We start from the raw sequence: 19,580 nt of genomic DNA, 5'->3' as shown, positions 1-19,580 counted from the left end.
AAAAAGCCCCCTTTATTTTTTAGGTGGCCAATTATCTAAGGGCAACATACTAATTTAGATTGAATTAAATAAAAAAACTATTTCAATCTAAGCGAGATTGAAATAGTCAAAACTTCTATAAAAACAATCTCTTTTATCTCTCAGGAAATCTAAAGCTTACACACTTTATATAAATTTCCTTGCAGGATTTAGCACAATTCTAACTTATAAAGTTAGCTGTTGCTAGGCTTCATAGGGCCAGTCCCTCCACCTTTCTTGATAAAAGACCTTTATTAAATTCTTATTTATAAATTCATTATATTATAGCTAACCTAAATTTGCAACCATTATTTTCCAAATATATTTTTTATAAACAATCTATAATTTTATTATTACTAATTATCTTATCTACTCCCTGATCATAATCTTGTGGATAAGTATTTTCTACTATTTGATAATCATAGCAAAGTGCCACCTTTTTAGATTTTGGATAAGATTTAAAGAATTTATCATAGTATCCTCCACCATATCCTACCCTTTTACCTGATAGTTCAAAAGCTAGTCCTGGTACTATTGTTAAATCTACTAAGTCACTTATATTTTCAGCTTCAAAACTTGGCTCTAATATTCCAAAAGGCCCTTTTTGATTTAAATCATCAAATGAATCTATTCTTAAAGCTTCCATTCTCTTAGGATTCTTAAAAACCTTAGGAACTGCTACTACTTTTTTATCTTCAAATAATCTTTTTATTATTTCTATAGTATTTATCTCATCTCCCATACTAACATAAACAAAAATAACTTTAGAATTTTTATATTCGTCAGTATTAAAAAGTTTTTCTCTAAGTTCCGTATCTTTATTTAACTTTTCTTCTTTATCCATGTTTCTTCTTATTTCACTAATACTTTGTCTTAAATATTGTTTATTCATAATCTGCCTCCTAAGAATTAATTTCTCTTTAAAAGCTCTCTAAGTCTTACAAGTGGCATAGGTTTATAAAAGAAATATCCTTGAATATAATCACAATCTAATTCTTTAAGCATTCTTGCTTGTTTATAATCTTCAACTCCCTCTGCTACTACTGTAACATCTAAAGTCTTAGAAACATCTATTATATATCTTACTAAATTTTTATTCTTTTCACCACTTACAATAAAACTTCTATCTATTTTAATAGTATCTATCTTAAACTCTTTTAGATATTTTATTGAACTATATCCAGTCCCAAAATCATCAATTGCTATAGAAACTCCTAAATTACTTATATCTTCAAACTTCTGAATCACATCCTTAGAATTAAAAAGTCCTATCCCCTCTGTAAGCTCTAATTCTAAGTTTCTTGCTGGCATTGAATTTTCAGAAAGTACTGATTTAATTTTTTGCACAAATCTTTTTTGTAAAAATTGAATAGGCGAAACATTCACAGCTACTGATAAATTTATCCCAAGTTCATCATTAAGCTGTTTAATTTCTCTAACAGCCTTATTTAATATCCATTCACCTAAAGTAATTATATATCCAGTATCCTCAGCAATTTTTATAAATGAACCTGGTGATATATATCCATGCTCATTATCAAACCACCTAACAAGAGCTTCAACCCCATCTATCGTATTAGTCCTTAAATTAACCTTAGGTTGATAATGAATATGTATTTCTCCTCTTTTAAGAGCCTTTTCAACCATCTCTATACTTATATCTTTTTTGTTACTCTTTACAAAAACCTCATAACTATTTTTTTGTCTCTCTTTTACCCTAGTCATTGCAAGATATGCATTATTTATCATAACTGAAGCACTTTTTTCTTTCTTACCTTTTACACAAACCCCAATACTTGCAGATACAAATCCACCTTTAGTTGTATTTTTAATAGAGTTTATTTTTTCAAGTAAGCCCTCAATGTAGGTATTTACATCTTCTATTGCATCATCCTCTTTTAGTAGAACAGCAAATTCATCTCCTCCAATTCTTGCTACTATATTATTTGTAGTAACATAAGAACTAAGCTCCTGAGCTACCTTCTTTAATATTTCATCACCTTTACTATAACCATAATTATTATTAAAATAAGAAAATCCATCTAAATTTATATAAGCTAATACTAATTTTTTATCTTTATTTATTTCTATTTCTCTATCTAATTCTTTAATTAAAGTTCCTCTATTTATAAGTCCTGTTAAATTATCATATTTAGTATAATAATTTAATCTATCCTTGTATTGATGTATCGAATTAATCATTTCATCAATATTATCTTGATTGTTAAACCACTCTTTATCATTAATCTCAGTATTGGGATTTTCAATAAGTTCACTTTCTATTTGCTTAATCTTAGATACAAATTGCTTATTAAGCCATTTAAACAATACAATAAATCCTATTATTATTAATACACAATATATAAAGAAAACCTTAACCATTATTGTTGATACTACTTCCTTAATTTCAAGACCAAGCTTCTCAGCTTCTACAATATTACTTTCTTTAAATAATTCATTTATTTCTACTTTTCTTTCTATCTTATAAAAAGTATATTTAATTAATATAGATGAACCAACCATAAAAAAAATAATAAATAACATTACCCCAATTAAAATATTACTTTTTCTTTTCACCTTATTATTCTGCATTCAACTACGCCCCTTAAAAAATTTTAACCTTTACACAACATTTTATCACAGAATATTACATTTTTGTATATTTCAATAAAATTATATATTCATACTTTAAATATTATAATTATTAAAAATAAAAAATCTTATATTCTACTTACTAAACTAGATAAAGATTCTTCTCTTCATAAAAGAGCCTCTTAAAATAAAAAAAGAATGCCTATAAAAGACATCCTCTTTTTATATATTACATATTAGCTAAATCTGCTGATGGTCCAAACATCTCATAATTTATACAATCATCTTCAACACCCATAGCTTTAATAGTATCAAATACATGTTTCATAAATCCTAATGGTCCACAGAAATAGAATTCCCCATTACTTGGTAAATTTTCTTGTATCCATTCCTTAGTAGCAAATCCTTCTACATCATAATCTACTCCAATTTTATCTGATTCTAATGGAGTTTGGTAGAATACTGCTGTTCTAAGATTACTATTATTTTTAGCAAGTTCTCTTAATTCTTCTTTAAATGTATGAGCAGTAGTATTTAAAACTGCTTGGACAAATATTACTTCTCTTCCTTCATCTAAAGCTTTATAAAGCATTGACATAACAGGAGTAACTCCTATTCCACCACTTAATAAAACTAAAGGCTTCTTCTTATCTTCTTTTAGATAAAATTCTCCAAGTGGATTTGTAATATCAATTATATCTCCAGCATTAACATTTTCATGTAAGTATCTTGATATAATCCCCTTATCTTCTCTTTTTACACTTATTCTATAAAAATCTTCACCTGGTTTCATTGATAAACTATATTGACGAACTTGATCTGCATTTTCCCCACTCTTTATTGGCTTAACAGATATAAATTGTCCTGCTTTATGTGTTTTTACTTTAGATCCATTAACAGGTTTTAAGTAAAATGATGTTACAACGTCATTTTCTTTTTGCTTTTTAACTACTTCAAATTTTCTATATGCAAAATCATCTTCATCATGATTTTTATCATTATTAAAATATCTATTTAATAATCCTTCAAAAGCTTTTCCATGTCTTGCTTCATCTTTACACATTTCATGAACTGTATCATGTATAGCATCAAGATTTAATTGTTTAGCAAGTGTAGCTAATTCTTTCTTTCCTTCGCATGCACCATGTTCTGCTGCAACTCTTGCTTCAAGATTAGCTCTTGTATCAGCAACAACAACTTCACCTAATAATTCAGCAAATTTTGCTGCATGTTCTGCTTCCTCAAATGCAATTCTCTTATAAGCTTCAGCTACTTCAGGGTATCCTTCCCTATCAGCTTGTCTTGACATTGCAATATACATTCCTACTTCTGTACATTCACCTATAAAATTAGCTTGTAAACCTTCTACAATTCTTGCATCTACATCTTTAGCTACTCCAATTACATGTTCATCTGCATAAGCCATTCCTTGAACTTGCTCTACAAACTTTTCTGGACCTACTCCACAGATTGGGCACTTTTCTGGTATTTCTCCCTCAGCAATATATCCACACACTGTACAAACATATCTTTTCATTTTAAATTCCTCCAATTCAAATTCCTAAAAATTAAATAAACTTTATTTATTACTTTTATCTACTATAAAAATATTAACTAAACTTTATTTAAAATCATTCTTTGAATATATTATAAAGTAATAATAATTATTTATAAATAATTATTATTACTTAATTTAATTAATATATATATAATAAACATCATTTTTTGTAAAAAATATTATTAAAAACAATATTTTGTATAATATTATTATCTCATTTTTAAATAACTAAAAAAAGTGCTATCTAAAAATATTATAAATTTAATAAAAAAATAACTACCTTATAAAGGTAGTTATTTTTTTGAAAGCTATTTAACTTTACTTTCTATTAAAGCAGCAAGATTATTTGCCATTTTATCAATTTCTTCTTGGTTTTCACCTTCTAGCATAACTCTTACTAGTGGTTCTGTACCTGAAGGTCTTATAAGAACTCTTCCTGCTCCTTCTAAAGCTTCTTCTATTTTTTTAATTTCTGATTTAATTTCTTCATCTATTTCATGAATGTTTTTCATTGAGTTAGGAACCTTAGCATTTACTAATACTTGTGGTAATACCTTCATAACTTTTGCAAGTTCTGATAAGCTCTTGTTTGATTCCTTAACTATTGTTGAAATTTGAAGTGCTGTTGCAAGTCCATCACCTGTAGTATTATGTGATAATAAGATTATGTGTCCTGATTGTTCTCCACCAATTGAATATCCATTTTCAACCATATTTTCAAGAACATATCTATCTCCAACCTTAGTTGTAACAACATTTATTCCTTCTTTTTTACATGCAAGCATAAGTCCTAAATTACTCATTACTGTTACTACTAAAGTATCATCTTTTAATTGACCTTTTTCTTTTAAATATTTAGCTGTTATTGTTAATAAGAAATCTCCATCAACAAGCTTTCCATTTTCATCTACTGCTAAACATCTATCAGCGTCTCCATCAAAAGCAAAACCTAAATTACATTTATTTTCTTTAACAAACTTCATAAGTTCTTCTGGATGTGTTGATCCACAATTTTCATTTATATTTGTTCCATCTGGTGTATTGTTAATTACACAAACTTCTGCTCCTAATTCTTTAAAAGCTTTTTCTGCTACTGAATATGCTGCTCCATTTGCACAATCTAAAGCAATTTTAAGTCCTTCTAATGATGTATTAACAACATTCTTTGAGAATTCAATATAATGTTCTTCTGCTTTCTCATCTATTGTTTCTCTTCCTAGGTCAGCTCCAACTGGTGAAGGAACCCCTTCAAATCCGCTTTCTATTACTTCTTGTATTTTATCTTCTAATTCATCTGATAATTTATATCCATTTGCATTAAAGAATTTAATTCCGTTATATTCTACTGGATTGTGTGATGCTGAAATCATTACTCCTGCATCTGCGCCATATTTCTTTGTTAAATATGCAACTGCAGGTGTTGGTATAACTCCTATAACAACAGCTTCTGCTCCAACTGATAATATTCCTGCTACTAAAGCTGATTCAAGCATATCTCCTGATATTCTTGTGTCTTTTGCAACTAATATTTTAGGTTTGTGAGCTGCTTGTGTTAAAACATATGCACCTGCTCTACCTAAATTATAAGCTAATTCTGCTGTTAATTCTGTGTTAGCTATTCCTCTAACTCCATCTGTACCGAATAATCTTTGCATTTTGCCACCTCTAAAATTCTATCTACTTTATTAATATTCTCTTTAGTAATATTTTTCTAACTAATTTTAAAATATATTTTATGCATTTAAATATAAACTATTGAAGTTTTCTTGTCAATTGTCATAATATCTAGCATAGTCGCTTATAAACCTAAAATTAAAAATAACTTTATATTTTTTTTCAAATTTATATTATATTTAAAATTTAAAAGCATAATATTAAGTAAATTAGTGATTTATTAAAATAAAATAGCATTAGTAGTACTTTATAGTAGACATAAAATTTATAGACAATTAGAATAGTATTATAAGCGTAATTTGAAAGGGGATTCAAAATGGGAACAAAAAAGAATAAATCTTTTAAACAATACATAAAAGATAATAGCAACAACACAGACTATGCATTTGGTGCAGAGTTAGAAAATTACGATAGAGAAAGCGTAGAAAAAAGAAGAGCTGTAATCAAAGAAATTATTACTCTTGCAGAAACATCAGAAAACTGGAAAGATGCAAGTACTAAATTCTATGAATTATTAGAAAACTTCAAGGAAATACCTTGCTCTGATCCAGTAGAACTTCCAAAGCTTAATGATGAACTAAATGAAGCTAGACAATTATTCTACGATAAGAGAAAAGAATTCTATGCAAAGTCAGAAGAAAGATTCAAAGAAAATGCTGTTAAGAAGCATGAGGTTTTAGATAAATTAGCAGAACTTCACTATACAAGTGAAAATCTTAGAGATATAGATATGGCTATAAAAGCTTTAAGTGATGAATTCTTTAATATTGGATTTGTTGGTAAAGAAGAAAATGATTCAATCTTTAAGAAATTCAATGAACTTAAGAATAACTTAAGAGCAGAAAGAAAGAACTCATTAAGTGATCTTAAAGAAAACTTTGATGAAAAGAGAGCTAAGAAAAAACAAATCATTGCAGAACTTGCTGGACTTGTTAACAATAAAAACTGGAAAGATGCAACTGTTAAATTCAATGCTCTTTGTGAAGAATTCAAAGAAATCGGATTCTCAGGAAAAGAAGAAAATGATGAAATATCAGAAGCATACAAGAATGCTAAGACAGCTTTCTTTAATGAAAGACAAAAATTCTTTGATGAAGTTAAAGCTAACAACTTAGTTCATATAGAAAAGAGAAAAGAATTAATCAATGAAGTTAAGGCTCTTTATGAAAATGAAAGTTGGAAAGAAGCTTCAGAAAAAGTTAAAGCTATAAGCGAAGAATTCTTCAAAGTTGGATTCTGTGGAAAAGATGTTAATGAAGATTTAATAAATGAATTTAAAGAAGTTCGTGACGGATTCTATGCCTTAAGACAAGAATACTTCGATAAAATAAATTCTTCAAAGAATGAAAAACAATTAGAATTCTTAAACAAGCTTGCTGGAAATAAAAAGGATTTCATAGAAAAGCTTAGAGGATTTATTTCAAATGATAATGAAAGACTTGAAGATTTCAAAGGTAGACTTTTATCAGTAAAACCTGGTGATAAAGCTGAAGAAATTATTGAAAACTATCAAAATATCATAGAAGATATTAAAACAAGAATAGCTAATAATAAGGCTAAACTTAAAGAAGTTCAAGATGAATTATTTAACGTTAATAAGCAAATAAATGAAATTAAAGATAAATAAAAATAAGGGCTGTCTCTTTTGAAACAGCCCTTATTTTATTGTAAGAAAAGTTTTATTAATTCTTACAACAACTCAAGATATTCTAGTCTTTTTTCCCTTCAAATCTATATCCTACTCCATATACAGTAATTATATACTTAGGTTTTTTATTATCAGCTTCTATTTTGCCTCTTAAATTCTTAACGTGAGTATCTATAACTCTATCATAACTTTCATTTTCTTCCCCAAGAGCTGCTAATAAAAGTTGTTCTCTACTATATACAATCTTAGGAGTTTTTGCTAATATTAATAATATTTTATATTCAGTTGCTGTTAAAGGAACTAGTTCCCCATCTAATAGAACTTCATGACTTTTAGTTTTTATAACTAACTTTTCATTATCAAAACTTAAAACTTCTTTTTCGGCACATCTTTCAGTTCTTTTTAAAACAGCTTTAACTCTAGCAACTATTTCTTTAGAATAAAAAGGCTTCGCTACATAATCATCAGCGCCCATTTCAAATCCTCTTAATCTATCATTAGAATCATTTTTTGAACTAACTACGATTATTGGAACATCTGACTTTTCTCTTATTGCTTCACATACCTCTTGCCCATTCATATCAGGTAAAATTAAATCTAAAAGAATTAAAGATATTTTATTATTATTAAATATTTCTAAAGCATCAGTTCCATTACTCGCTTTAAAAACTTTAAAGTTTTCTTTTAATAAATCTTGTTCTAATTCTTCAACAACTTCGGCCTCATTATCTATAATAAGTATACTCAATTCTTTCACCTCTTTTTTAATAGATCTACTAACACTTTATCCTCATTACCACAAATTAATATATATTATCTAATGTACATATAAAATTTTACTATAAAATCTAATACATTTTCTTACAAATAACTAAATAAACTATCCTATTATCTAATTTGCCTTATTTAACCTATCTAGAACTATATTATAACCATCACTTCCATATGTTAAAGCTCTATTAACCCTGCTTATTGTCGCAGTTGATGCCCCTGTAACTTCAGCAATTTCTATGTATGTCTTTTTTTCATCTAACATCTTTGCAACTTGCAATCTTTGAGCTAATGATTTTAATTCATTTATGGTTGAAACATCTTCAAAAAATCTATAACATTCTTCTTCATTCTTTAAAGTAAGTATAGCCTTAAATAAATAATCTAGTTCATCTGACTTTATTTTTGATATAAACTCACTCATATTGTTATACCTCCAAAAGTTGAATTAATAAATCCTTTACTACTTTATAATAATAAAGGATTTTATGCATAAAGTGAATAGATAAAATTCACATATTATTATTCTACAAATAAAATTTCACTTTTTCTTTTAGTATTACTACAAATATTTCTTGTAGGAGTAAGCCATATCTCTCCTGTTCCTTCATATACTTTATACTCTTTATGATTTATCTCTTTAAAATTACCTCTTCTAAAGATAATATCATTTTTAAAAACCTTAATAGTATTTTTATTCAATCTTTGCCTTAGGATTTCTTTCTCTGATACTGGAACTTCTATAACTACAATTCCATTACCACAAAGTAAAAGTTCATCCTCACCTTCATAATCTATATTTACCTCAGATTCACATACCCAAAAACTATCCTCTTTTATAATAATCTCATCATCTTCAAGACCTATAATAACAAAATCTTTTAAAGATGTATCAAGCATAATCTCTCCACTTCCACTATAAATAGGATATATGCTCTCTTCTTCCTCTTCATCTTCCGTTAATGAAAATATCTTTTTTGCAAAACTAGTTTCTTTATATATTTCATATTTACTTATCTGCCCTTTTAAATAAAATAATTTATCTTCTCTCACCTTAACCATAGAATCATCTAGATTAATCTTAAGTTGTTTTAATTTTTTATTTTCTCCTAAATTCTCATAAGAAAGTATTTTAAAAAAAGAATCACTTCGTACTTCCAATAAAGTATTTAATTCTTTTCTTGGACTTAATGAAGTCTTCATATAAAATCCCACCTTTTATTTCTGAAAGTTCATCATTTTATATTCTATAAATACTACATACTTACCTTTTTTATCTTTCATATAACTCATTTAAACTTTTAATTTTAGATATTAACTCTTCATCTAAAACATCCTTTTTAATTCTCCAACTCCAGTTATTGCCTAGCTTAGATGGAAAATTCATTCTTCCAGTACTTCCTACTAATAAAAAGTCTTGTATTTGAGCCATAGCTATCTTCCCAGTACTTGCCCAAGCTGTTCTTATAAGCCCCCAATTTATATCTTCATCCTCTCTAAGATTAATATATTTTTTAATATATTTTTTCTCATAATCATTAGTCTCATTATCAAACCAAGCTTTTACAGTATTATTATCATGTGTTGATGTATATACCAATAAATCTTCACAATAATTATGAGGTAAATGTTCATTTTTACTTCCACCACCAAAAGCAAATTCTAGAACTTTCATCCCCATAAAACCTGTTTCTTTTTTTAATTGCCTTACTTCATCAGTTATTACTCCTAAATCTTCTGCTATTATATTCACGTCTCCAAGTTCTTCTTTAATAACTCTAAATAAATTAAAACCTGGTCCTTTTATCCACTTACCTTTTTTTGCATTTTTAGCTTTTCCATCAACTTCCCAAAAAGACTCAAATCCTCTAAAATGATCTATTCTAATAAAATCATAAAGTTTAGAACTTTCTTTTATCCTTTTTATCCACCACTTATAATTATCTTTTTTCATGTATTCCCAATTATAAATAGGATTTCCCCAAAGTTGCCCTTCTTCTGAAAAAGCATCTGGTGGGCAACCTGACTGCTTATCTAGATTCATATCCTTATCATATTTAAACATATAAGGCTTACTCCAAGCATCTGCACTATCATCTGCAATATATATAGGAATATCTCCTATTATCTTTATTCCTAATTCATTAACATATAACTTTAAATTATACCATTGTTTAAAAAACTCATACTGAATAAAACACCAGTAATTTATCTCGTCATCTAATTCCTGTTTTATCTTTTTAATACTTGCCTTATCTCTAAACTTATATTCACTATCCCATTCTTTCCAAGAACTTAAATTAAACTTTTGTTTAATAGCCATATAAAGAGCATAATCTTCAATCCACTCTTTATTTTCATCCCTAAATTGTTTTATTTTAGAATATATATTATTCTTTGCATTCTCATATGCCTTTCTAAGTACCTTGTATCTAGTATTAAATATTTTCTCATAATCTACTTTATCTTCATTACTTCCATAATCCAAATTTTTATAATCACTCTCATCTAAAAGATTATCCATTTCTAATAATTTAAAATCTATAAAATATGGATTCCCTGCAAAAGCTGAAAAACTCTGATATGGTGAATCTCCATAAGAAGTCTGTCCTAAGGGAAGTATTTGCCAAAACTTTAATCCAGCTTCACTAAGAAAATCTGCAAACTTAAAAGCCTCTTCCCCAAAAGTTCCTATACCATAATCACTAGCTAATGATGAAATATGCATTATAACTCCACTACTTCTATCCATTGTCTCTCCTAAAAAAATTCTTATTAGATTATATGAAAAAATAAATAAATTTAGCTCATTTACTTAATTAATATTAATAAATTACATACATTTTTATTTTTTGAGCATAATAAAAGTATTGTTTGAACTATTTATTGTTGTTCCTTTCTGAATTATAATAAAAGGCTGCTTTTTTATTAAAGCAGCCAATTTTTTTATATAAGAATTTCTTTTAATTTATCACCAATAAGATTATCTATACTATCAATAAGTTCTCTTATACTATTATCATCATCAATACTTGTTCCACTTTCTAAAATAGATACTGGTTTCCCAGAACAGCAATTTCTAACTAAAGCATAGACATTTACATGCATATCAATATTTTTAAACTCTTCATACTTTAAATTTTCTTTATCAATACTTACAGTAAAATCTCTTACTCCATTATTAATCTTAATATCAAGTCCCTTATATCTTTTTGAAGAAACTTCTGCTAAAATAGCTTTCATTATTTCACCCCTAAATTAATTATTTTGTTTTACTTTATAGCTATGATGTAATAATTCATGAGCTTTTCCTTTTCCAAACTCACCCATATACTTTTCATACATTTCTATTATTGAAGGATTATCATGAGCTTTTCTCTTTTCTAAAGTATTAGCATCCTGATTATATAAAACAGAAGCTCTTAAAGTTTTAATATCAATTTTACTTCTTTGTTCTGCTGATAAATGAGGTTGTCCACCACCATTTACACAACCACCTTGGCAACCCATAACTTCTATGAAATGATATCCTTCATTTACTTTACCAGAATTCATAAAATCAAATAAATTAGAAGCTCCATTAACTACAGCAACTTTATATTCATTTCCATCAATCTCTACCTTAGCTTCTTTTATTCCATTTAAGCCTCTAACTGCTTTATATTCTATATCTGTAAGATGTTCACCCTCGATAAAATCTTTAAGTGATCTAAGGCTTGCTTCCATAACTCCACCTGTTGCTCCAAAAATTGCACCAGCACCTGAATATAGTCCCATAGCAGGGTCAGCCACTCCATTTTCAAGATTTGCAAATTTAATTTTTCTAGCTTTAATCATTTTTGCAAGTTCTCTTGTTGTTATAACAGCATCTATATCTCTATTTCCATTAGTTTGCATATCTGGTCTATCAGCTTCAAACTTTTTAGATGTACAAGGCATTATTGTTACAGTAAATATATCTTCAGCTTTTATTCCAGAAATTTCAGGATAATATGTTTTTGTTGCTGTACCAAATATTTGTTGTGGTGATTTAGTTGTTGATAAATTAGGAATTAATTCTGGATAATAATTTTCAACCTGTCTAACCCATGAAGGACAACATGAAGTAAACATAGGGAAAGGCCCATTATTCTTTATTCTAGCTGCTAATTCAGTAGCCTCTTCTACTATTGTCATATCAGCACCAAAGTTTATATCAAATATTTTATCAAAACCTATTTCTCTAAGTGCTGTATATAATTTTCCTGTTGTATCAACTCCATATCCCATATTAAAAAGTTCACCCATAGCAGTTCTTACCGATGGAGCCATAGCAACTATAACATGCTTATTTGGATCATTTAAAGCTTCTTCAACTCTATCAATATGTGATTTTTCCTTAAGAGCATCAACAGGACATGCTATTACACATTGTCCACATAATAAACAATTAGTATCATCAAAACATTTAAGTTCTTCTGGTCCTACTATTCTTCCACCATCAACTCTATGGAATTTAATTGAATTGGTTTTTGTTTTAACTCTACATGCAGCAACACATCTTCCACATACAACACATTTACTTCTATCTAAAACTATAGATTTACTTCTTTCATCTACAAACTCACTTTTATCTTCTACTTTAAAAGGTTTTGAAGCTCTAGCCTTAGTTTTTATCACAAGTTTTAAAAATTCACAATTTTCTTTTCTTCCACAAGGGCCACACTTAAATTCATGTTTGTCTAAAAGAGCTGAAACTGTTGATTTTATTTCATTAGTAACTCTTTCTGTATTAGTTCTTATAACCATTCCATCTTTAGCTTTAATAGCACAAGCTCTTGCTAATTTTTCTTGACCTTCTATTTCAACTAGGCAGACTCCACATTGTCCAATATTATTACAATCTTCTAAAAAACAAAGAGTTGGAATATCTATTCCATTCTCCTTAGCTAACTTCAAAATAGATTGTACTCCTTCAAATTCTATTACTTTATCATTAATAGTTATTTTATTCAATTAAATCCCCCCCAAATATTAATCTACTCATCTTAATAATGTTATATTACCATATATTACTTTAATTATAAATAAAGCCTATAAATAGATATAATAAGCTATCCCTTATTTGAGATAGCTTATTGAATTTAATTATATAATTTTACCTCTTCTTCTGAATTTAAAACTCTTAAAGCACCTTCTGCTAATGCAAGCATTTCATCTTCTCCTCCATAAACAGTTATTGGTGCAATCCATCCAACATTTTCTTTTATTTCAGAAACAACCATTTTACTATAAGCTATTCCACCAGTTAAAATTATTCCATCAACTTTTCCTTTTAAAACAACTGATTGTGCTCCTATATATTTGCATATTTGATATATGAAAGCATCATAAGTAGCTTTAGCTTCTTTATCACCATTAGTAATTCTCTTTTCAATCTCTCTTTGGTCATTAAGACCTAAATAAGCAACATATCCACCTTTTCCAACAATCTTACTATAAATTTCATTTTGTGTATATTTACCACTAAAGCATAATTTAATTAAATCACCAACTGGAACTGCTCCTGCTCTTTCTGGTGAAAATGGACCATCACCATCTAAAGCATTATTTACATCAACAACTCTTCCATATTTATGAGCTCCAACTGATACTCCACCACCCATATGAACAACTATAAGATTTAGATGTTCATATTTCTTTCCAAATTCCTTTGCATATCTTTTTGCAACCGCTTTTTGATTTAAAGCATGAAACTTACTCTTTCTAGGTATTTCAGGGCATCCAGATATTCTTGCAACATCTTCAAGCTCATCAACAACTACAGGGTCAACTATAAAAGCTCTCCCCCCTACTGAGTCTGCTATTTCTCTTGCAAGAATACCTCCAAGATTTGAAGCATGAGCTCCTTGAACTCCAACTTTTAAATCATTTACCATACTGTCATTAACTTCATATGTTCCACCTTCTATAGGTTTTAACATCCCCCCTCTTCCAACAGCAACATTTATATCTTTAATATTAAAATTCTTTTTAGCTAATATATCTAATATTAAATCTTTTCTAAATCCTAATTGATCAGAAATAGTATCATACTTTTGTATTTCTTCAGTTTGATGTCTTAAAGTTTCTTCAAATATTTCCTTTTTATCTTCAAATACTGAAATTTTTGTTGATGTAGAACCTGGATTTATAACTAATAATTTATATGGCATTTAAATTCTCCCCCTTGAAATTAAGAATTCTGTGCTACAAGTGCTGCAAGCGCTATTGAATTAACTTTTACTTCAAAACTATCTGCTCTTGATGTTAAAATTACAGGAGCTGAAGTTCCAACTAATAAACCACCATTTCTAGTCTTTGATAACATAGTTAAAGTTTTATACATAACATTAGCTGTTTCTATATTAGGTAAAAGAACTATATCTGCTTTTCCTGCAACTTCTCCTGAAACTCCTTTATGTTCTGCTGCTTCTGTTGAAATAGCATTATCTAAAGCAAAAGGTCCATCAACAATACAATTTTTTATTTGTCCTCTATCACTCATCTTAGCAAGAAGTGCTGCATCTATAGTAGCTTGCATATCTTGATTAACAACTTCAACTGCACAAACTGCCGCAACTTTTGGATTATTAATTCCACAAGCATTTGCTACCTTTACTGAATTATTTACTATTTGAACTTTTGCCTTTAAATCTGGATATGTGTTAAATGCTGCATCTGTAAGCATTAATAATCTTTCATACCCTTCTATATCAAAAACAGCCACATGAGACATAAGCTTTCCTGTTCTTAAACCAACTTCTTTATTTAAAACACTTCTTAAAAAAGTAGCTGTATCTACAAGGCCTTTCATGACCATATCAGCTTTTCCTGATGAAACAATCCTTACAGCTTCTAAAGCTGCTTTCTTAGTATTCGGTTCATTTACTATTTCAAAATTATCTAAGTCTAAGTCAATTTCTGCTGCTATATTTTTTATTTCTGCTTCATCCCCAACTAATACAGCATCAACTATTCCTCTTTTTGTTGCTTCCTTTAATGCTTCTAATACTGGTTTGTCCTGAGCTACTGCAACAGAAAGTTTTTTCTTTTCTACTTCCTTTAGCTTTGCAAATAAATCATCAAAATTTTTACTCATCATTACACCCCTCAAAATTAAAAAGTTCATATCACTATACTAAACATAGTAAACTTATCTCTTATACCCTTTTTAATTTTATCAAATTAATCCTTTTTTATCAAATATTAACATTTATTTTATTGAATATAAAATTTTATAATCTATTTTAAAGTATTTTCCTAAAATTTCTTTATTATTCAAAAATAAAAAAAGAGCTATCTCTATTAAGATAACTCTTTTTGTAATTAAACTAATGGTGCGTATTTTTCCATAATCTTTTCAGCTACTCTTATACCATCAACAGCTGCTGAAATAATTCCACCTGCAAAGCCAGCACCTTCTCCTGTTGGATAAAGTCCTGCAAGTGTTATACTTTCAAATCTTTCATCTCTCTTCATAGTTACAGGAGCTGAAGTTCTAGCTTCTATTCCTGTCATAACACTATCCTTATCTCCAAAACCTTTAATCTTTCTATCAAAATCAGGTATTGCTTCTTTAATAGCTGCAATTACATATGGAGGTAAACATTCTCTTAAATCTCTAAATACATAGTTTGGAGCTACTGAAGGTGTTATTCTTCCAAGCTTTGTTGAAACTCTATCTTCTAAGAAATCTCCAACTAATTGAACAGGTATTTTATAATTTGAACCACCTAATTTATAAGCAAGTTCTTCATATTTTCTTTGGAACATCATACCTGCAAGTGGATGATCTGAACCATAATCTTCTGGTCCTACTGTAACAACTAAAGCTGAATTAGCATTTTCTTTATCTCTAGCATGATAACTCATTCCATTTACACAAAGTCTGCCTTCTTCTGAAGCTGCTCCAACAACAACTCCTCCTGGACACATACAAAATGAATAAACCGCTCTTTTTAATTCTTTACTTTGATATGTAAGTCTATATTCAGCTGCTTTTAATTTTGGATGATTAGCAAATTCTCCATATTGGTTAGCATTAATCTCTTTTTGAGGATGTTCTATTCTAACTCCAATAGCAAATGGTTTTGCTGTCATAAATACATCTTCTTTATACAGCATTTCATAAGTATCTCTTGAACTATGTCCAATAGCTAGAACAACATTATCTGCTTCTATTTCTTTTCCATTTACTATAATACTCTTAATTCTTCCATTTTCTTTAGTTAAACCTTCAAATCTTGAGTTAAAATTAACTTCACCACCAAGTGAAATAATTTCTTCTCTAATATTTTTAACTACACCTTTTAATATATCAGTTCCAACATGAGGTTTTCCTCTATATAAAATATCTTCTGGGGCCCCATGTTCTACTAAAGTTTTAAGTATGTATTCACATCTATTATCTTTAATTCTTGTAGTAAGCTTTCCATCTGAAAAAGTTCCTGCTCCACCTTCTCCAAATTGAACATTAGATTCTTTGTTTAAAATACCAGTTTCCCAAAACTTATCCACAGTCTTACTTCTGTTATCCACATCTTCTCCTCTTTCATACACAACTGGCTTATAGCCTTTTCTAGCAAGAAGTAACGCTGAGAATAAACCTGCTGGTCCCATTCCTATAACTACAGGTCTTGTTTTTAATTTTTCTTCACCATATACAAAATCATCTGTATAACTAGCATTTTCTATTCTAACACTAGGGTCTTTTAGCTTATTTACTAAAGCTTCCTCATCTTTCATTTCTATATCTATAGCATAATTAAATTTTAAATCATTTTTCTTTCTTGCATCTAAAGATTCTTTAACTATCTTAAAATCACCTATTTTATTTTCAGGCATTCTTAATTTTTTAGCTATTTTTTTCTTTAGAACTTCATCTCCTTCTTGAATAGAAAGAGTTATATTATTTATTCTAATTGTCATAAACTACCTCCTAATTTATATCCTTAGTAGATTCACTGCTTATTATTATAACATCATTTATCCATTCTAAAAAAAAATAATCCTTGAAAAATTTAAATATATATCCAAGGATTATTTTAATTATTTTATTTAAATATTAAGTAGTCTTTTTATCATTTGATGAAGTAGCTTTTTTTGCGCTTGCTGTTGGTTTTACTGGATTCTTAATCTCAGGTTTTGTCTCATTATCTGTTCCATCTGGATTATTTTCTGGTGGAGTTGGCTCTACTGGCTTTACTATTGGAGTAACAGTAACTCCTACTGCCGCTGGTAGAGTTTGATTTACCTTTACATTAGTATAAGGATTATTTATAACTAAGTTTACATCTCCACTACTTGTAAGTTCTGAAACATTTACCTGACAAGTAATTTTACTTGGATCAACAGCTTCTAAATCTTTTTCTGAACCTGTTAAAATAACCTCTACACTACTTTGTGAAAGTGCATACTTATAATTTTCATTTTCTCCAATCATTTCTATAGGTACAGATATTGTTTTGCTCATAGCTTTATTTACATTAATTCTAACATTTATAGTATTACTTCCTGATAAATTAATTACACCTGCTGGTAACTTAAGTTTAACTGGAATATCAGTACTTCCTGTTATGTTAGATAAATTAATTGGCTCTGTACTAATTGATGTTATAGGTGCAGCTCCTTTTTGATTTGTTACAATTTCTATTGAAGGTACACTAGGTATTATGCTCTTTAAACTTATACCATTAGGTAATTCCCCTGTTGTTTCAACCTTTATTGGAACTGTTGTACCTTTTTCCACATTAATTAAAGCATTTGCTGTTGCTGGATTTATAGTCACTCCATTAACCACTTGATTTGCTGAATTTAAAGCTATTATTGGTAGATTTAAAACTTCTGCACTATTAACATTATCAACTTGTTCTCTTATAACAAGCTTTGTAACCTCATTGACAAGACTTTCAGGTCCTTCTACAACTGCCGTTGCTGGGCTTATATTTACTTTTTTAACATAAGTACCTGCTGAATTCTTAACATTTATTTCTGAATAAATGGGCATAGTCTTCTTTTCTAAGGCTTCTAATTTAATTTTTACAAGTGGATAATTATTTTGTATTACAACTCCATTTGGTGCACTTGCAATCTCAACTGGAATATTATTTTCTCCAGCAGTTAATCCATAAGCACCTAAATCTGCAAATAATTTAAACTGTGATTTATTTATCTTATAAATTTGTGAAGAAGGTCCTTCAACTTTAAGACTTACTGTTATATCTTGATTTGGAGCTAAGGCTAATCCATATTGTGATAATATTTGAGAACCAACTATTTCAACTGGAATATTTGCAACTACTATTTCCCTTTTTGGATTTTCAATATTATTTACATATAACCAAAGTCCAAATGAAAGTAAAATACATATTACCTTTATTAATATTTCTTTCTTCTTAGCTTTGTTACCCATTCTTCTACCCTTCCTTTGAGTGATCTGCTTCCTTTATCTCTTCTATTTCTCATTATTCTTAGAAGCATATTTTTAAGCTTTTCTTTATCATAGTTTTTTGTAAGCCTTCCTTTAACAGCTAATGATATATTACCTGTTTCTTCTGACACAACAATTATAAGAGCATCTGATGCTTCTGAAAGCCCTATAGCAGCTCTATGTCTTGTTCCTAGAAGCTTATCTATATTTAAATTATTAGTTAAAGGTAAAACGCAACCAGCTGCAACTATTCTATCGTAGCTTATAATCATTGCCCCATCGTGAAGAGGAGTATTTTTAACAAATATATTTTCTATTAAAGAATCAGTAATTACAGCATCTATTTGTGTACCTGTTTTGACAAAATCATCTAGGCCCGTTTTTTGTTCTAATGCTATTAAAGCACCTGTTTTTGTAGCTGCCATATTAGATACTGCTTCTACAAGTTCATCAACCACATGCTCAAGCTCTTCATCATCAGCTAAAATATGTAAATCGTTGAATGTACTACTTCCTATATGTTCTAAAGCTTTTCTTATCTCTGGTTGGAAGATAATAACCATAGATAAAACCCCTATTGTAAGTGTTTTTGTAAGAATAAAATTCAATGTATTTAATCTTAAAAAATGACTTATAGGTATTAATAACAAAATAAGAAGAATTCCCTTTAAAAGTTGTTCTGCTCTTGTTTCTTGTATTAATTTATAACCTTTATAGAAGATATATGCAACTACTAATATGTCTATAATAGCCCATATTGAGATGCTGCTTTTTGTAATATTAAATAAAAACTCCAATTCCTGCATCATTTTCACCTCTTTGCGATACTATTTATAATTATACACTAAAAATCTTTTAAAAAATATAAC

General features: G+C 28.5%; 15 protein-coding genes, 2 pseudogenes and 1 riboswitch. Of the genes and pseudogenes, 1 reads left to right on the top strand and 16 read right to left on the bottom strand.

The window, feature by feature from the left end; all coding sequences use genetic code 11:
- Positions 1 to 130: 130 nt before the first annotated feature.
- Positions 131 to 265, bottom strand: a riboswitch (SAM riboswitch).
- Positions 266 to 346: 81 nt separating this feature from the next.
- The 5 genes and pseudogenes from BN8917_RS04900 to glmM all read right to left on the bottom strand — a co-directional run bounded on the left by BN8917_RS04900 (position 347) and on the right by glmM (position 5,823).
- Complete coding sequence (locus BN8917_RS04900) at positions 347 to 910, bottom strand: 5-formyltetrahydrofolate cyclo-ligase (protein WP_066871436.1); 564 nt, start codon at positions 908 to 910, stop codon at positions 347 to 349.
- Between the two features lie 17 nt (positions 911 to 927).
- Positions 928 to 2,610 carry a putative bifunctional diguanylate cyclase/phosphodiesterase gene (locus tag BN8917_RS04895; protein WP_066871433.1) on the bottom strand — a complete coding sequence of 561 codons (1,683 nt, stop codon included), beginning with the start codon at positions 2,608 to 2,610 and terminating at the stop codon, positions 928 to 930.
- A 229-nt stretch (positions 2,611 to 2,839) separates the two neighbouring features.
- Positions 2,840 to 3,556, bottom strand: a pseudogene (locus tag BN8917_RS14815) (FAD-binding oxidoreductase); the annotation flags it as partial.
- 57 nt (positions 3,557 to 3,613) lie between these two features.
- Positions 3,614 to 4,147: pseudogene (locus tag BN8917_RS14600) on the bottom strand (NADH peroxidase); the annotation flags it as partial.
- Positions 4,148 to 4,476: 329 nt separating this feature from the next.
- On the bottom strand, positions 4,477 to 5,823 hold the full coding sequence (glmM, locus tag BN8917_RS04885) for a phosphoglucosamine mutase (protein WP_066871430.1): 1,347 nt from the start codon (positions 5,821 to 5,823) through the stop codon (positions 4,477 to 4,479).
- Between the two features lie 335 nt (positions 5,824 to 6,158).
- On the opposite strand from glmM, the gene BN8917_RS04880 reads away from it, so the two are divergent.
- Positions 6,159 to 7,469, top strand: a complete 1,311-nt coding sequence (locus tag BN8917_RS04880) for a DUF349 domain-containing protein (protein WP_066871427.1) — start codon at positions 6,159 to 6,161, stop codon at positions 7,467 to 7,469.
- A gap of 82 nt (positions 7,470 to 7,551) precedes the next feature.
- Here BN8917_RS04880 and BN8917_RS04875 read toward each other — a convergent pair whose 3' ends face one another.
- From BN8917_RS04875 to cdaA, 11 genes are all read right to left on the bottom strand, one after another.
- A complete protein-coding gene (locus BN8917_RS04875; protein ID WP_407641389.1) occupies positions 7,552 to 8,247 on the bottom strand; it encodes a response regulator in 696 nt (231 codons plus the stop codon).
- A gap of 135 nt (positions 8,248 to 8,382) precedes the next feature.
- A complete protein-coding gene (locus tag BN8917_RS04870) occupies positions 8,383 to 8,685 on the bottom strand; it encodes a YerC/YecD family TrpR-related protein (RefSeq protein ID WP_066871421.1) in 303 nt (100 codons plus the stop codon).
- 98 nt (positions 8,686 to 8,783) lie between these two features.
- Positions 8,784 to 9,464, bottom strand: coding sequence for an AIM24 family protein (locus BN8917_RS04865; protein ID WP_066871418.1), 681 nt, complete (start codon positions 9,462 to 9,464; stop codon positions 8,784 to 8,786).
- A 70-nt stretch (positions 9,465 to 9,534) separates the two neighbouring features.
- The gene (gene malQ, locus BN8917_RS04860) at positions 9,535 to 11,013 is read right to left on the bottom strand and encodes a 4-alpha-glucanotransferase (protein ID WP_066871415.1); all 1,479 of its coding nucleotides are present in this window, start codon (positions 11,011 to 11,013) and stop codon (positions 9,535 to 9,537) included.
- 194 nt (positions 11,014 to 11,207) lie between these two features.
- Positions 11,208 to 11,504, bottom strand: a complete 297-nt coding sequence (locus BN8917_RS04855) for a hypothetical protein (RefSeq protein WP_066871412.1) — start codon at positions 11,502 to 11,504, stop codon at positions 11,208 to 11,210.
- Between the two features lie 15 nt (positions 11,505 to 11,519).
- Positions 11,520 to 13,256 (bottom strand): ferredoxin hydrogenase, encoded by a 1,737-nt coding sequence (locus BN8917_RS04850; protein WP_066871409.1) that lies wholly within the window; start codon positions 13,254 to 13,256, stop codon positions 11,520 to 11,522.
- 128 nt (positions 13,257 to 13,384) lie between these two features.
- Complete coding sequence (gene buk, locus BN8917_RS04845; RefSeq protein WP_066871406.1) at positions 13,385 to 14,455, bottom strand: butyrate kinase; 1,071 nt, start codon at positions 14,453 to 14,455, stop codon at positions 13,385 to 13,387.
- A 20-nt stretch (positions 14,456 to 14,475) separates the two neighbouring features.
- Positions 14,476 to 15,381 carry a phosphate butyryltransferase gene (gene ptb, locus BN8917_RS04840; protein ID WP_066871402.1) on the bottom strand — a complete coding sequence of 302 codons (906 nt, stop codon included), beginning with the start codon at positions 15,379 to 15,381 and terminating at the stop codon, positions 14,476 to 14,478.
- 227 nt (positions 15,382 to 15,608) lie between these two features.
- Complete coding sequence (locus BN8917_RS04835; protein ID WP_066871399.1) at positions 15,609 to 17,210, bottom strand: NAD(P)/FAD-dependent oxidoreductase; 1,602 nt, start codon at positions 17,208 to 17,210, stop codon at positions 15,609 to 15,611.
- Positions 17,211 to 17,346: 136 nt separating this feature from the next.
- Entirely contained in the window at positions 17,347 to 18,693 is a 1,347-nt protein-coding gene (locus BN8917_RS04830; protein WP_066871396.1) for a CdaR family protein, read from the bottom strand.
- Positions 18,660 to 19,517: a diadenylate cyclase CdaA gene (cdaA, locus tag BN8917_RS04825; RefSeq protein WP_066871393.1), complete on the bottom strand. Its 858-nt coding sequence runs from the start codon at positions 19,515 to 19,517 to the stop codon at positions 18,660 to 18,662. The genes BN8917_RS04830 and cdaA overlap by 34 nt, the downstream gene beginning before the upstream one ends.
- Positions 19,518 to 19,580: the final 63 nt, after the last annotated feature.

This window comes from Clostridium mediterraneense (assembly GCF_900091705.1).
GTDB classification, from domain to species: domain Bacteria; phylum Bacillota; class Clostridia; order Clostridiales; family Clostridiaceae; genus Sarcina; species Sarcina mediterraneense.
The sequence above is the reverse complement of the archived record's forward strand: the minus strand, read 5'-3'. Positions and strand labels throughout refer to the sequence as shown.